Source organism: Micromonospora sp. NBC_00389, from assembly GCF_036059255.1.
Classification (GTDB): domain Bacteria; phylum Actinomycetota; class Actinomycetes; order Mycobacteriales; family Micromonosporaceae; genus Micromonospora.
Genome location: NZ_CP107947.1, coordinates 2,819,584 through 2,833,829, shown reverse-complemented (window position 1 = coordinate 2,833,829; position 14,246 = coordinate 2,819,584). Strand labels below are relative to the sequence as shown.

At 70.3% G+C, this 14,246-nt stretch carries 13 protein-coding genes and 2 tRNA genes; 7 read left to right on the top strand and 8 right to left on the bottom strand.

The genetic code is table 11. The features are described from left to right. Window positions 1-5: 5 nt before the first annotated feature. From OG470_RS13485 to OG470_RS13475, 3 genes are all read left to right on the top strand, one after another. Complete coding sequence (locus tag OG470_RS13485; protein ID WP_328424209.1) at window positions 6-800, top strand: HAD family hydrolase; 795 nt, start codon at window positions 6-8, stop codon at window positions 798-800. A 516-nt stretch (window positions 801-1,316) separates the two neighbouring features. Then, window positions 1,317-1,703 (top strand): VOC family protein, encoded by a 387-nt coding sequence (locus tag OG470_RS13480; protein WP_328424207.1) that lies wholly within the window; start codon window positions 1,317-1,319, stop codon window positions 1,701-1,703. 98 nt (window positions 1,704-1,801) lie between these two features. Further along, entirely contained in the window at window positions 1,802-2,548 is a 747-nt protein-coding gene (locus OG470_RS13475; RefSeq protein ID WP_328424205.1) for a site-specific integrase, read from the top strand. A gap of 86 nt (window positions 2,549-2,634) precedes the next feature. Here OG470_RS13475 and OG470_RS13470 read toward each other — a convergent pair. Then, a tRNA-Lys gene (locus OG470_RS13470) sits at window positions 2,635-2,710 on the bottom strand. A 187-nt stretch (window positions 2,711-2,897) separates the two neighbouring features. Here OG470_RS13470 and OG470_RS13465 point away from each other — a divergent pair. Next, window positions 2,898-4,160, top strand: coding sequence for a L,D-transpeptidase (locus tag OG470_RS13465; protein ID WP_328424203.1), 1,263 nt, complete (start codon window positions 2,898-2,900; stop codon window positions 4,158-4,160). A 252-nt stretch (window positions 4,161-4,412) separates the two neighbouring features. Further along, window positions 4,413-5,708, top strand: a complete 1,296-nt coding sequence (locus OG470_RS13460) for a L,D-transpeptidase (protein WP_328424201.1) — start codon at window positions 4,413-4,415, stop codon at window positions 5,706-5,708. Between the two features lie 47 nt (window positions 5,709-5,755). On the opposite strand, the gene OG470_RS13455 is transcribed toward OG470_RS13460, so the two are convergent. Together OG470_RS13455 and orn are read right to left on the bottom strand one after the other, a co-directional pair. After that, a tRNA-His gene (locus OG470_RS13455) sits at window positions 5,756-5,831 on the bottom strand. Between the two features lie 148 nt (window positions 5,832-5,979). Beyond that, window positions 5,980-6,576: an oligoribonuclease gene (gene orn, locus OG470_RS13450; protein ID WP_328424199.1), complete on the bottom strand. Its 597-nt coding sequence runs from the start codon at window positions 6,574-6,576 to the stop codon at window positions 5,980-5,982. 66 nt (window positions 6,577-6,642) lie between these two features. Between orn and OG470_RS13445 the strand changes: the two genes are divergently transcribed. Then, entirely contained in the window at window positions 6,643-7,911 is a 1,269-nt protein-coding gene (locus OG470_RS13445) for a glycosyltransferase 87 family protein (protein ID WP_328424196.1), read from the top strand. 32 nt (window positions 7,912-7,943) lie between these two features. Here the strand turns inward: OG470_RS13445 and OG470_RS37220 are convergent, their stop codons facing one another. The 4 genes from OG470_RS37220 to OG470_RS13425 form a co-directional block, all read right to left on the bottom strand. After that, a complete protein-coding gene (locus OG470_RS37220; protein ID WP_442931117.1) occupies window positions 7,944-9,005 on the bottom strand; it encodes a hypothetical protein in 1,062 nt (353 codons plus the stop codon). Window positions 9,006-9,155: 150 nt separating this feature from the next. Further along, complete coding sequence (locus OG470_RS13435) at window positions 9,156-9,890, bottom strand: YcnI family copper-binding membrane protein (RefSeq protein ID WP_328424195.1); 735 nt, start codon at window positions 9,888-9,890, stop codon at window positions 9,156-9,158. A 17-nt stretch (window positions 9,891-9,907) separates the two neighbouring features. Then, a complete protein-coding gene (locus tag OG470_RS13430) occupies window positions 9,908-11,572 on the bottom strand; it encodes a copper resistance CopC/CopD family protein (protein WP_328424194.1) in 1,665 nt (554 codons plus the stop codon). 47 nt (window positions 11,573-11,619) lie between these two features. Beyond that, window positions 11,620-12,255 (bottom strand): zf-HC2 domain-containing protein, encoded by a 636-nt coding sequence (locus OG470_RS13425; protein ID WP_328424193.1) that lies wholly within the window; start codon window positions 12,253-12,255, stop codon window positions 11,620-11,622. Between the two features lie 106 nt (window positions 12,256-12,361). Here OG470_RS13425 and OG470_RS13420 point away from each other — a divergent pair, with 106 nt between their 5' ends. After that, window positions 12,362-12,952 (top strand): sigma-70 family RNA polymerase sigma factor, encoded by a 591-nt coding sequence (locus OG470_RS13420; protein WP_328424191.1) that lies wholly within the window; start codon window positions 12,362-12,364, stop codon window positions 12,950-12,952. Between the two features lie 139 nt (window positions 12,953-13,091). Here the strand turns inward: OG470_RS13420 and OG470_RS13415 are convergent, their stop codons facing one another. Beyond that, window positions 13,092-14,204 (bottom strand): RNA-guided endonuclease InsQ/TnpB family protein, encoded by a 1,113-nt coding sequence (locus tag OG470_RS13415; RefSeq protein ID WP_328424189.1) that lies wholly within the window; start codon window positions 14,202-14,204, stop codon window positions 13,092-13,094. Window positions 14,205-14,246 lie beyond the last annotated feature (42 nt).

The following is a 14,246-nucleotide window of genomic DNA, read 5'->3' as shown; positions in this document are numbered from 1 at the left end:
GCTCCATGGTCACTCCTCGCGTCATCGCCACGGATCTCGACGGCACCCTCCTCCGCAGCGACTCGACGCTGTCTGACCGCACCCGCAAGGCACTGCGAATCACGCGAGCGGCTGGCGCGCGTGTGGTGGCGGCAACTGCCCGCCCGGCCCGCGTCATCGAGGATCTCTTCGGGTCCGAGAGTCTCATCGACATGGCAATCTGTGGTAACGGGGCGGTGCGGTACGAGGTCGGCAGCCACAAGGTTCTGATCACTCACCCGCTGCGTCAGGACGTGACGCAGCGGGTGGTGGCGGATGTCTCGCGTCTGGTGCCGGAGGCGGGATTTGCCGTGGAGACCGGTTACCAGGTGCTCTTCGAACCCGGCTACCGCTACCGCCCGACGCTGGACAACGAACGGGTGCCCGTAGCGGCGCTCTCGGAACTCGTTGCCGACCAGTTGGTCAAGATCATGGTCTGGCTACCCGATCAGGACCCGGATGCTGCCTGGACGCGGCTGCGTCCCAGTCTCGGTCAGTTCGTTGAATGCACATGGTCTGCCGAACGCGCGCCGCTGGAGATCGCCGCGCCAGGCGTATCCAAGGCCGCGGCCCTGGCCACGCTCTGCCAGGACTGGGAGGTCGATCCAGCTGAGGTGATCGCCTTCGGCGACGCTCCCAACGACCTACCCATGCTCGCATGGGCGGGCACCTCATATGCCGTCGCAAACGCACACGGCTCGGTGCTCGCGGCGACAGCCAACCACACAGCCGGCAATGACGAGGACGGCGTTGCCCAGGTCCTGGAGGATCTCTTTGCCTAGTGGCGGCTGTTCCGTCGGACACCGACACAAACGATCCGCCGCGTCGATGCCCGAGGGATCCTAGATCCTAGATCCTAAAGGGACGAAAGTCGGTGGGATAACCTTTCGCAATCTCACGGGCGCAGACCGTCCAAGCAATCAAACCCACCACGTGCTGTTGCCATCCCAGTGCTCCTATGGATGTCAAGCTCCGTCGGCCGCCGTCTCGGTCTACCTTCACCCATGGCAAGCGGGCTCGCCTCACCGGTTCACCAACTACAGGTAAGCCTCGGTAATTTCGGCCGGCCAGTAGCCCATCCACCCATTGTGACCTGGGCAGACGTCGTCGCCCATGGTCGTCGTTCGTCACCGTTGGTTGACGGCCGACGGCTAGGCGGCGGCCTGGCGACGGCCTGGCTTCCCCGCCGGCTGCACCTCTCTCACAGGTCCCCGGGAACTCGGGGAGACCAAGTCGGCTTCGGCGCGCTCCGCCTTGCAGGACAGCGCAGACCACCGCGAACTCCTATGGTGGCACGTATGTTCGAGACAGCATTCGTCAATCTCTACACGCACGACATCGAAGCGGGGATCCGCTTCTACCGCGATCTGCTCGGGTTCACGGAGACGTTCCGGACTCCCACCGAGGGAGTCCCGGAGCACATCGAGCTTCGGCTCGGCGGATTCACCGTCGGACTCGGCACGGTCGAGGCTGCCAAGAGGGTCCACGGGGTGGAGGCGGAACCGGGCAGACCTGCCATGGTCCTGGTGGTGTGGACACGAGACGTCAACGCGGCCTTCGAGAAGCTGGTTGCCGCTGGCGTCCCTGCGATCCAACCGCCACACGATGCCGGCAACAACAACCGCAACGCCCTGCTGCGCGACCCGGACGGCAACCTTGTAGAGATCGTCTCCAAGGTCGGGTAACGCAGCCTCAGGCACCAGATGACGCCCGCGCCATCCCGATGCTCCTACGGAGGTCAAGTGGTCAGGTGTCGCCACGAACCGTTCAGCAGGTTCATGCGGTGCTGCGAGCGATGCTCAGTCAGGCCGTACGCGAGGAGTTGCTTGCCCGCAACGTCGCCCGGTTGGTGCAGGCGCCCACTCCTGATCGGGAGGAAATCCACCCCTGGACCGAGACCGAAGCCCGCGCCTTCCTGACGGCAGCAAGGGCACACCGGCTGCATGCCCTGTTCGTCGTCGCGTTGGCTCTTGGTCTGCGACGTGGTGAACTGCTCGGACTGCGGTGGTCGGATGTCGACCTGGACGCCGGACAGTTACGGGTGTGGCAGACATTGCAGCGGGTTCGCGGCGACGGTGTGGTGTTCGGCCCGCCCAAGTCGCGCCGCTCCCGGCGGGTGCTGACGATGCCGGCCGTCGTGCACCAGGCGCTCAAGCGACACCGCAACGCGCAGGAGCATGAGCGCAGACTCGCCAACGGGCAGTGGCAAGAGTCGGGGCTTGTCTTCACCACCGCCACCGGTCGCCACGTCGAACCACGCAACCTGAACACTGCCTTCGGCCGCTTGATCGCGCGAGCCGGTGTTCGGCCGATCCGGTTCCACGACATGCGGCACAACTGCGCGACCCTGCTGCTGGCCGCAGGCGTGTCGCCACGGGTGGTCATGGACATCCTCGGCCACTCGCAGATCGCGGTGACCATGAACATCTACGGACACGTCATGCCGGCGATGCAGCAGGAGGCCGCAAGCCACATGGATGCGGCGCTCAGCGAGCCGGAAGCAGAGGCAGGTGATGACGCTGACGAGTGACACGGCTGCTGTCGCCGTTGCTAATGACTCACCCGGAAACGACATCTGGGCACCCACCCATGAGGGGTGAATGCCCAGATGATTGCTGGTGCGCCGCCAGGGACTCGAACCCCGAACCCGCGGATTAAGAGTCCGCTGCTCTGCCAGTTGAGCTAGCGGCGCTCGTCGGCAACGGAGAGAAGATTAGCACCCCGCTGAACCGGGCTCCAATCCGGTTGCCCATGTCCCCCCTTCGGTCGAGCTTAGCCGGCAAAAGGTCCCAAACCGACCCGCGCGGCAGAGACGGGACCGTCGGCCAAGGCGGTGATACGGCACGATGTCCGCCAGGTACGCGAGAACAGAGGTGGGGATGGCACGGTTCACGCGAGCCGGGGCGGTGGTGGGCGCTCTGACCCTGGCGGCGTCGCTGGCACTGACCGGGTGCGGCGACGAGCAGAAGAAGCCGGAATTCGTGGGTGGGGCCGAGCCGAGCGCGAGCGCCGACCCCGGCACGGCCCAGCCAGCGGCGCCGGCTGCGCCGAGCGGCCCCCCGCTGGCGCTGAATCCGGCCGACGGCACGAAGAACAAGCCGGTGAGCACGGAGATCAGCGCGAAGCTCCCGGACGGCGGGAAGGTCTCCGCGGTCACCCTGACCGCTGCGGGTGGCGGCGCGGTGGAGGGCAAGTTGCGGACCGATGGCTCCTCCTGGGTGCCGTCCGCTCCACTGAAGTACGGCACCCGCTACACGGCCACGGTCACCGCGTCTGCGCCCGACGGCACGAGCAGTCAGGGCACCAGCAACTTCACCACGATGGCCAAGCCGAAGTCGACCGTCGGGTCCGGCCTGTACCTCTTCGACGACAAGAGCTACGGGGTGGCCATGCCGGTGGTCACCGAGTTCCACCCGGGTATCCCGAAGAAGGACCGGGCGGCGGTGCAGAAGCGGATGTTCGTCCGTACCGACCCGCCGCAGCCGGGGGCTTGGCACTGGGTCGACAACGGCACGCAGGCCTACTACCGGGCGCCGGAGTACTGGCAGCCGGGCACCACCATCACTGTACGGATCGCGCTGGCCGGGGTGCCGCTCAGCAACGGCAGGTACGGCGACGTCGACCGCAAGGCCACCGCCAAGATCGGCCGGTCGTTCGTGATGAAGGTCGACAACGCCACCAAGAAGATGACGGTGTACGAGAACGGCGCGCTGATCCGCACCGTGCCGGTGAGTCTGGGCAAGAAGAGCACCCCGTCCTCCAGCGGCACCATGGTGGTGATGGAGAAGAAGGAGTCCACGGTCTTCGACACCCGCGACGATCCGGACCCGACCAACCGCTACGTCACCGAAATCGATTTCGCCCAGCGGCTCACCTGGGGTGGCGAGTACATCCACGCCGCGCCCTGGTCGGAGCACGTGCAGGGGCGGCAGAACGTGTCGCACGGCTGCGTGAACGTGTCGATGGCGAACGCCCGGTGGTTGTTCGAGAAGACCCGGATCGGTGACCCGATCACGGTGAAGGGCACCGAGCGCAAGCTCGCCGCCGGCAACGGTTGGACGGCGTGGAGCCTGAGCTGGTCGCAGTTCGTCAAGGGCAGCGCGTTGCCGGTGCCCTCGGGCGGGTCCGGCCCGGCACTCTGAGCCATCCGGCGTCCCGCGCCGGCCCGTGCGATGGGGCGGGTCGGCGCGTACCCTTGCACTGCCCGCGACGCGACGGCGCCAGCGGCGACCCCTCAGTCCCGGTACGGAGACGAGTCAGGCTCACGAATCGCCGGATTCTAGCAAGATTCCGGCATCATCGTCGGCGTGTTCCGGTTCACCCTCGGCAACCGGAGCCGGTACTGGCGCGTCTGTAGGAGACGATGGGTCCGGGACCACGACTGTGAGGGAATCATGCGAGCTAGCCAGGACCAGCTGATCCGGCCCGGTGGGCGACGCCGCGTGTTCGCGGCAGGGCTTCTCGCCGTGGCGCTGGCCTTGACCTCCGCCTGCACCGATGGCAGCGGCGACAAGCCGTCCTCGTGGCAGGGTGGCGGCGAGAACCCAGCGCCGAAGGCGGCGGCGACCATCAGCGAACCGGCGACCGACGCCAAGGACGTGCCGGCCTCCACCGGCATCACCTTCAGCACGAAGGACGCCGTGGAGACCGCCGTCGAGCTCAAGGACGCGGCCGGCAAGGCGGTCGAGGGCACCCTCGCTGCGGACGGTAAGACCTGGCTTCCGGCCGGAGCGCTGGCGTACGGCACGAGCTACACGGCCACGGTGACCGCCACCGGCGACGACGGCCGTCCGGCGACCGCCACCAGCACCTTCACCACGATGGCCAAGCCGGCCAACCAGGTGCGGGTGAGCAGCTTCCTCGGCGACAACCAGGTGGTCGGGGTCGGGATGCCGCTGATCGTGAAGTTCAGTCGGGGCATCCCGGAGGACTACCGCGACGACGTGCAGCGCCGGATGACGGTGACCTCGACGCCGGCCCAGGAGGGCATCTGGCACTGGGTCAGCCCCACCGAGATCCGGTACCGGCCGAAGGAGTTCTGGAAGGCCGACAGCAAGGTCTCCTACCGGGTGCAGGCCGGCGGCCTGCCGCTGGGTGACAACTGGTACGGCCGGGCCGACCTCAGCGTGGACATCAAGATCGGCGCATCGGTGGTCATGACGGTCGACAACAAGACCAAGCGCATGACGGTGACCCGGAACGGCTCCGTGATCAAGACCATTCCGGTCAGCCTCGGCAAGAAGGCCACCCCGTCGTCCAGCGGGACCATGGTCGTGATTGAGAAGCTGCGCAAGACGGTCTTCGACACCATGGAGGAGTTGGGCCCCGAGGAGGGCTACCGCACCAAGATCGACTTTGCCCAGCGGCTCACCTGGGGCGGGGAGTTCATCCACGCGGCCCCCTGGTCCGAGGGACAGCAGGGCAGGGTGAACGTGTCGCACGGCTGCGTGAACGTGTCGATGGCCAACGGTGACTGGCTGTTCAAGAACACCCAGATCGGCGACCCGATCACGGTCAAGGGCACCGAGCGCAAGCTCCAGAACGGCAACGGCTGGACCGACTGGAACATGAGCTGGGACGAGTACGTCAAGGGCAGTGCCCTGCCGTACGAGCCGCCGGCCGATCCCGACACCTCGGCCACCCCGGGCGCCACGGACGGGAGCGCCCCCACCCCGACGCCGACCGCCTGAGCAGCCAAAACGACGAAAGCCCCCCTCGAAGGAGGGGGGCTTTCGTATGGGGTGACTGATGGGAATTGAACCCACGACAACCGGGACCACAACCCGGTGCTCTGCCAACTGAGCTACAGCCACCACGCCGCCGTCGCCCGGTAGATCGCCCCGGGCGGGGTGCGGACCAATAATAGCCACACCATGGCGGACCGCGTCCAGCGGGTTCCCGGCTCCCCCGACGGCAGTCGGCGACCACCGTGTCGGCCATGCGCGGGGTCGAGCGCGCGGGTCAGAGCTCCGCGGCGATCCCCTTGGCGGTCTCCACGTCCGGGCCGGGCAGCGGCACGAAGATCGTCCGGCGGTAGTACTCCAACTCCCGGATGCTCTCCCGGATGTCGGCCAGCGCCCGGTGCGCCAGGCCCTTCTGCGGCTGGCCGAAGTACACCCGGGGGTACCAGCGGCGGCACAGCTCCTTGATCGACGAGACGTCGATCATGCGGTAGTGCAAGTGGGCGTCGAGGCGGGGCATGTCCCGGGCGATGAAGCCCCGGTCGGTGGCGATCGAGTTGCCGCACAGCGGCGCGGTACGCGGATCCTTGACGAAGCTGCTGACGTACTCCAGCACCTGGTCCTCGGCCTCGGCCAGGGTCACCGGCGAGCGGCGCACCTCCTCGGTGAGGCCGGACTTGGCGTGCATCGTCCGGACGATCTCCGGCATCGCGTCCAGCGCGGCCTCATCGGCGTGGATCACCACGTCGACGCCGTCACCCAGCACGTTGAGGTCGGGATCGGTGACCAGTGCCGCGACCTCGATCAGCTTGTCGCTGCCAAGGTCCAACCCGGTCATTTCACAGTCGATCCAGACGAGGAGATCAGCCACCGGCACAGACTACGCGCAGCCCACGACCCGCGGCTGCGCGCTCTCGGCGGAGCAGCCCGCTAGGGTTTCGGAGTGCCAGCCGAACCCGTCGCACCGCCAGCCGTCACCGACGACGATCCCGGCGGCCGTACGGTCCGTCGGTTGGTCACGGTGGTGGCCCTGATCGCCGTGCTGCCGGCGCTCTACCTGCCCGGCCTGGTGCACAACTTCTTCGACCTGAAGATCTACATGTCCGCGATGGACTGGTGGACGGCGGGCAACCCGCTCTACGACTACGTCCAGCCGGATCGGGTGCAGGGTGAGCTGTACTTCACCTACCCGCCGTTCAGCGCGCTGCTGCTCTGGCCGTTCGGCCTGATCCGGCTCGGCGCCACCGTGGCGATCTTCACGGTCCTCACCGTGCTGGCCGTGGTGGTGACCACCCGGTGGCTGGTGCTGCCGGTGATCGCCCGGCACAACCTGCCGCGGGCGTTCACCCTGACCGTCGCGGTGCTGCTGGTGCTGGCGGTGGAGAGCACCCGCGAGACGATCACCTTCGGGCAGATCAACATGCTGCTGGTCGTGCTGATCCTGGCCGACCTGCTGTTCGCCGTGCCGCAGGCGCGGCGCTGGGCCGGGGTCGGCGTCGGTCTGGCGACGGCACTCAAGCTCTTCCCCGGCATCTTCATCGTGTACCTGCTGGCCACCCGCCGGTGGCGGGCCGCGGCGGTGGCGAGCGCGACCGCTGCGGCGGCGACCCTGCTCGCGGCGGCCATCGCGCCCCGCGACTCGTGGCGGTTCTGGACCCACGAGTTGTGGGCCACCGAGCGGGTGGGCCGCACCGACTACACCGGCAACCAGTCCCTGTTCGGCCTGCTCAGCCGGTTCAGCGCACCGGAGAAGCCGAACCAGTTGCTGTGGCTGGCGGTGGTCGCCGTGGTGGCCGGCTACGGGCTGTGGCGGGCCGTCCGCGCCGCCCGGGCCGGCGACGCGTTGACCGGCCTGACCCTGACCGGCTTGGTCGGCGCCATGGTCAGCCCGATCACCTGGACCCACCACATCTACTGGTTCGTCCCGGCGGTGGTGCTGCTCGCGGACGCGGCCCTGAGCGCCGACCGTCCGGACGAGGTGCGCCGGCGACGGTGGCTGGCCGGGCTCGCGGTGGGCATCACCGCCCTGATCATCTACGGCGTCGTGTCGTTCCACGACTGGGGTGTGGCCCCGGTCCGCACCGACGACCCGGTGGATTTCGTGCTGCGCAATGGCTACGTGCTGCTCAGCCTGCTGCTGCTGGTGACCCTGCCGGTCCGGTCGGGCCGCGCGGTGGAAAAGTCGCACCAAATGGACACAACTCCCCAGTAGCCGCTATCGGCGCTAATCTGGTCTCACCTACCTCAAGCGTCGCTCGGGTAGCACCGATCCCCCGGTGAAGGTGGCCCTCCGCGTCGGCAGCGCGGAGGGCCACTCGCCGTTCCGTCCACCGCCACCGGCCGAGCCGTCGCCGCCTCCGGAGAGGTCGGTGGCCAGGCCAGACTCAAGGTCACCTCCGGCGGTCGGGCTGGCGCGTCCAGGTCGGCGAGGGTGGCCGGTCGGCCCGGTGCGGTGCCGATCGCCGACCGGGGCCGCGCACCCGCGCCGGAGCCGACCGGGGTGAGCTGCCGCCCGGCCGGCAGCGGCCGCGCCGCCCCGGTGTCCCCGGCGGGTGGGGCGCCCAGGCCGCTCAACGAGCTGACCCCGAGCCGGCCGGCGAGCACCGGCACCTGGTCCGGCTCGACCACGAAGACCACCTCACGTGGGCGCGGCGGTCGCAGCAGGAGCAGCACCGCGCACACCACCAGCAGCACCCCCGCGGCCAGCAGCCCCCAGGTGGCCGGAGCGGTCCAGCCCGCCTGCAACTCGGCGCGCAGATCCAGGGCCAGGTCGCCACCGCCGTCCGGGCGCATCACCACCAGGCTCATCGGCTCGCCGGCCAGATCGTCCGCGCTCCACTCCAGCGAGCCGATTCCCTCGCGTACCCAGAACGGGCGACCCAGTGGGGTGAGCGATCCGGCGGCGGCCGGAGCACCGACGGCCGGACCGGCCGGGTCCGCGCGCACCGGCAACGGACCCCGGGCCAGCGCCACCCGGCGGACCGAGGCGTGCGGGACCGGCTCCAGCCAGCGGCGCACCTCGGAGGTGGGCGCCAGGCCGACGAAGGCCGGGCCGTCCGGTGTGCGGGCGTCCAACCGCAGCCGGGCCTGCGCGGTACGGGCGAACGGCACCTCCTGCCGCAGCAGTCGGTCGAGGTCGGTGACCACGACCGCGTGGCCGGGTGTGCGGACCGTCTCGAACCGGGCGGCGAAGGTCCCCCCGGGGTCGGCGTGCCGGGTCACCAGCCAGAGCGCGCCACCGGCGAGCAGCGCCGGAATCCCGATGACCAACAGCAGCACTCCGGCGATCGCCCGCACGAACCGCATCCGCTCCGTCTCCCTCCGTAGCCAGGTACTCGGCAGACCTTACCGACGTACGCCGGCTGATCAGGGGATATCCACGGCACGGCCGGTTCCGGTCCCGGAAAGCACGCTGGCCCGCCGGATCGCTCCGGCGGGCCAGTGGGTGCGGCGGGGTCAGGACTTGGCTACCGGCTCCCGGCGCGTCCGGGCGAACGCCAGCCCGCCCAGCACCAGACCGGCCAGGCCGGCGACGAGACCGGCGACGCCGAGGCCCACCGCCGCTCCCTCGCCCTCGTCGTCATCGTCATCGTCGGTCGCGGCGACGGGCGCCGCGGCGGGCGCGGCCGACGCCGACGGCGACGCGGCGGTGAGGGTGAGCACCGGGGCGGGGTGCTCCGGCTCCTCAGCGCCCGGCGTCGGCTCCTCGATCCAGCGCGACACATTGCCGTCCGAGTAGGTCTGCACGGTCTTGAAGACCATCGTGTTGACCTGCGGCAGCGGCCCCATCGAGACCGGGAACTCCTGGAACTGGCCCGGCTTCACACCCGCGTCGCCGGTGGCGGTCCAGGTCAGCTTGGCCACCGCCTCGGTGATCGGGCTGCCGTGCACCTCGATCGGCGGGTCCACCTTGCGCTTCTCCACGGCGACCGTCCACCCGGGCACCGGCATGGTCGACACCGAGCCGACCGGGGCGTTCTCCGGCAGCACCACCTCCACCTTGGTGGTCGACGCGGTGTCGCTCTCGTTGGGCACCCGGAACGCCACCCGCGCGTAGCCGCCCTGGGTCGCCTCCTTCGGGTTCACCGTGACGTGGGCGGACGCCGGGCCAGCGAAGCCGAGGACGGCGGTCGCGACGGCGGTGAACGCCAGGGCGGTGGCGGCGGTTGCGGTACGCCGGAGACGGGTCATGGGATTCGAGAGCCTCTCTAACGGATGGGCACGGTGGCGGTCACCGTGGCCTGGTCGATGTCGGACGTACGCACGGTGACCCGCAGTTGCCAGTCACCAGCGGCCGGCAGGCTGACGTCGCCGTAGGCGTGGTTGTCCGTCAGCGGCAGCAACGGGATCTCGATCGGCTCGATCCCGGCCGAGGGAAGCGCGGCAGTCGCCCGCCACTCCGCCACCGGCTGTGGCCGGTTGTCCTTGGTGTACGCGTACAGGTGCAGCGAGTTGTTGCCCCGCTCGGCCGGGTCCAGCTCGACCTGCAGGGAGAAGAGCGGGCTGGACAGCGTGGTGGAGAACAGACCGGCCTGGGTGCCGGACGGCTCGGACACCGCGGTCCGGGCCGGCGTGGTCTGCACCAACGTCGCGGACAGCCCCAGCACCACCACAGTGACGGCCAACTCCACCCAGACCGCCCGGCGTACCGGCACCGGCCGCTGCGCCGCGGTGCGCCGGCGCACCAACTGCCGGGAGTACGCGGCCACGGCGATCACCAGCGCGAACAGCCCGACCTTCGCCAGCAACAGCCGCCCGTAGGTGGTGCCGAACAGGGCGTCCAGGGTGGCCACCTCGATCAACGCCTGGACGATGCCGGCCAACAGCAGCGCCGAGACGGCGAGCGCCGCCCAGCGCGACCAGATCGGCAGGATCGCGCCCAGCTCACGCTCGTCGGCCTGACGCAGCAGGAAACCACCGAGCATCAGCAGGCCGCCCAGCCAGACCGCCATGCTGCCCAGGTGGACCGCGTCGACCACCACGGAGACCGCCGGCGCGGGGGACGCCGCCGGGTGCCCGGCCAGCGGCCAGGTCAGCAGGGCGGCCCCGCCGAGCACGGCCAGGATGATCGCGTCAGTGCGGCCGGACGGCCGGGCCAGCAGCGGCCGGAGCAGGAACGCCGAGGCCGCCAGCAGGCCGAGCCGGACCAGGTGGGCGGCACCGAAGGCGCTGCCGAACACGCTGCCGAACCCCTCGCTGGTCACGTCAAAAAGGCCGCCTCCGGCGGTGTAGGGCACCTGCAGCCACAGGTCGGCGAGGGTGGCGACGGCCACCAGGCCAAGGCCGGTCCAGGCCAGCCGGGCCGGGCCCCGCCGGGACAGCCGTCGCGGCCACAGCGCGGCGAGCACCAGCGCCGGCCCGACCAGCAGCACCAGGCCGGCGTAGCCGAGGAAACGGGCCACCTTCACCCCGGCGCCCACCACCGGGTCGGCCCGACTGTCATCGCCGGAGTCGACCGGAGGCGTCGAGGGCGCGCCCACCGAGTACGTGAACGCGCCGGAGACCGGGTGGCTGTCGGCGGAGATCACCCGGAAGCTCACCAGGTAGGTGCCGCGCTCACCGGCCGGGTCCACCGGGATGGTCACCGTGGCGCCGTCGAAGCTCGGCTCACCCCGATCGGCCCGGGAGCCGTCCGGCGCGATGACGCGGATCTTGCCGGGAACCTTGCGCACCGACTCGCTGAACGTGAGGACCACCTCGGCCGGCCCGCTCGGCACCACGGCCGAGGCGGCCGGGCTGGTGCTCTGCAGCACCGCGTGGGCGCTGGCGGGGGTGGCCGGGGTGATCAGGAGGACGACGACAGTGACCAGAAGGCCGGCGGTGGCGGCCAACCGGGCGAGCCAGCGGCGGGGGGCGACAGTCATGTTGGCCATGCTCGCCGACCGGAGTGGATCTCGGCGACCCGAGTCGGGTGAGTCATTCACCCGCGCCCTGCCGCCAGCGCCGACGTGAGCGGCCGGTCCTCCCCGCTGGTGCGGCCCAGCGCCCACAGCAACCCCGCCTGCACCACGGCGGCCAGGTGGCCGGCCTCGTGCACCAGCGCGGTGGTCGAGTTGGCGATGTCCACCACGCTGGTGCCGGCCAGGCAGACCGCCAGCACCAGGGCCACCGGCAGGAACGCCCGGGCCCGCTCGGGCCGCCAGGCGGCCAGCGCGAAGCCCACCGCCAGCGCCACGTCGAACGAGGCCATCTCCCGGCTGGTGTGCGGGTCCACCGACACGCCCAGCCCCGCGAGCAGGATCGGCAGCGCGATCGCCAACTGGGCCACCGCGGCCACCGCCACCGCGATCCGCAGCACCTGCCGGCGGGCCCGCCGGACCGCGGCCGGGCTGCGGTGCGCGGAATCGGCGGCAACCGCCGCCAGCACCGCGGCGGTGAGGTCGGGCACCTCCACCGGCTGCACCCGGACCAGCCGGGTCACCTGCTCGGCGCGAGCCAGCCAGTCGCGGCAGCCGACGCAGGTGGCGGTGTGCGCGTCCAGCACCGCCGACGACGTCTGCGGGTCCTCCCCGTCCAGCCGCGCCGACAGCGCCCCGCGTACGTGGTCGCAAGTCATGACGGGGTAGTCGGCCCAGGGTGGGGAAAAGTTCCCGACGTGGCGCAGACCATCCAGGGTCGAAGGGCCCTGTCGCCACGCCGGACGCCGCGTAACCTGGGTTGTCGTGATCCCCGTCCCGCGTGACACCGGTGCCGCCGGTCCGGCTGACCCGGCCGGTGGCGTCGCCCGGGACCCGGCCACCGAGTGGGCGTTGACCGCGCGCGACGGCGACCCGACCGCCCAGGCCGCGTTCGTCCGGCTGACCCAGGTCGAGGTCTGGCGCTTCGCCGCCGCCCTGGTGGACCCGGACAGCGCCGACGATCTGACCCAGGAGACGTACCTGCGGGCGTTCCGGGCACTGCCCGCGTTCGAGGGTCGCTCCAGCGTCCGCACCTGGCTGCTCGGCATCGCCCGGCGGGCCTGCGCCGACCACCTGCGCACCGTGGTCCGCCGTCGGCGACTCGACGAACGGCTGGCGGCCAACGCGTACACCGACCGACCGCACCCGGACCCGGCCGGTCAGCTCGGCGCCAGCGACCTGGTCCGCCGGTTGAGCCCTGAGCGGCGCGGCGCGTTCGTGCTCACCCAGCTGCTCGGCCTGTCGTACGCCGAGGCCGCCGCCGTTGAGGGCGTGCCGGTGGGCACCATCCGCTCTCGGGTCGCCCGGGCCCGTGACGAGCTGGTCGAGGCGGTCGGCGACGCCCTGACCGGCTGAGAGGACGGGACGACAATTGACATCCTCCACCGCTTTGAAGGGCGGGGATTCCCTCGGTCACCCGAGGGGGTTCCTGTTTCACCGGGCCGCGCCTTCACCGCTTGCGCGGGTCGGGTCTCACCGGCCCTCCACAGGCGTTTCACCTCTCCGCCAGCCCGGCGGCGAGAATGTTCTTCGCGGCGTTGACGTCCCGGTCATGCACGGCATCACAGCCCGAGCACGTCCAGACACGAACGCCGAGAGTCATCGCGGTGTTGATCCGCCCGCACGCCGAACAGGTCTTCGTGCTCGGATGCCAGCGGTCGACGGCGATCACAGTCCGCCCGTACCAGGCGGCCTTGTACTCGATCATGCAGCGCAGTTGCGTCCACGCCGCATCGGAAATGGCGCGGGCCAGCGAGTGGTTGCGCAGCAAGTTGCGCACACTGAGATCCTCGATCACGACCGTTTGGTTCTCGCGGACGAGTCGAGTCGACAGCTTGTGCAGGTGGTCCCGCCGCCGATCGGCGATGCGGGCGTAAATCCGGGCCACCGCGAGGCGGGCTTTCGCCCGGTTGGCGGAGTCCTTGGCCTTGCGAGACAGGTTGCGTTGCGCCTTCGCGAGCTTGCGGCGGTCAGCGCGCTCGTGGCGCGGGTTGGTGACCTTCTCCCCGGTGGAGAGGGTGACCAGGCTGGTGATGCCCGCATCAACGCCCACCGCCGTGCTGAGCGGGGGAAGCGGCTTAACGGTGGAGTCCTCGACCAGCAGGGACACGAACCACCGGCCGGCCGCGTCACGGGACACTGTGACCGTGGACGGCTCGGCGCCGTCGGGCAGGGGCCGGGACCACACGATGGTCAGCGGGGCGTCCATCTTGGCCAGGGTGAGCTGCCCGTCGCGCCAGCGGAATGCCGAGCGGGTGTACTCCGCCGACGCCCGAGACTTGCGCTTGGACTTGAAACGCGGGTACCGCGACCGCTTGCCCCAGAACGCGGCGAACCCGGCTTGCAGGTGCCGCAACGCCTGCTGCAAGGGCACGGAACTGACCTCGTTGAGGAACACCAACTCCTCGCAGCGCTTCCACTGCGTCAGCCACGCAGACGACTGCACGTAGGTGCTGCGCTGCCGGTGCACCGCCCACGCGCGCGTGCGCGCTTCCAGCCCCAGGTTGTAGACCTTGCGCACGCACCCGAAGGTGCGGTTCAACTGTTCGGCCTGCTCAGGGGTCGGATAGAAGCGGTACTTGTACGCCCGTTTCACCACCTCACCCATGCCTCACATCCTAGCAGTGGATCATGTAAGACGACTATCGAG

What these genes read in the sequence shown, in the direction of transcription:
- OG470_RS13480 (WP_328424207.1), top strand. Translation starts at nt 1,317, where the DNA reads ATGTTCGAGACAGCATTCGTCAATCTCTACACGCACGACATCGAAGCG.
- OG470_RS13415 (WP_328424189.1), bottom strand. Translation starts at nt 14,204, where the DNA reads ATGGGTGAGGTGGTGAAACGGGCGTACAAGTACCGCTTCTATCCGACC.
- OG470_RS13425 (WP_328424193.1), bottom strand. Translation starts at nt 12,255, where the DNA reads ATGACTTGCGACCACGTACGCGGGGCGCTGTCGGCGCGGCTGGACGGG.
- OG470_RS13460 (WP_328424201.1), top strand. Translation starts at nt 4,413, where the DNA reads ATGCGAGCTAGCCAGGACCAGCTGATCCGGCCCGGTGGGCGACGCCGC.
- OG470_RS13430 (WP_328424194.1), bottom strand. Translation starts at nt 11,572, where the DNA reads ATGGCCAACATGACTGTCGCCCCCCGCCGCTGGCTCGCCCGGTTGGCC.
- OG470_RS13435 (WP_328424195.1), bottom strand. Translation starts at nt 9,890, where the DNA reads ATGACCCGTCTCCGGCGTACCGCAACCGCCGCCACCGCCCTGGCGTTC.
- OG470_RS13485 (WP_328424209.1), top strand. Translation starts at nt 6, where the DNA reads ATGGTCACTCCTCGCGTCATCGCCACGGATCTCGACGGCACCCTCCTC.
- OG470_RS13465 (WP_328424203.1), top strand. Translation starts at nt 2,898, where the DNA reads ATGGCACGGTTCACGCGAGCCGGGGCGGTGGTGGGCGCTCTGACCCTG.
- OG470_RS37220 (WP_442931117.1), bottom strand. Translation starts at nt 9,005, where the DNA reads ATGCGGTTCGTGCGGGCGATCGCCGGAGTGCTGCTGTTGGTCATCGGG.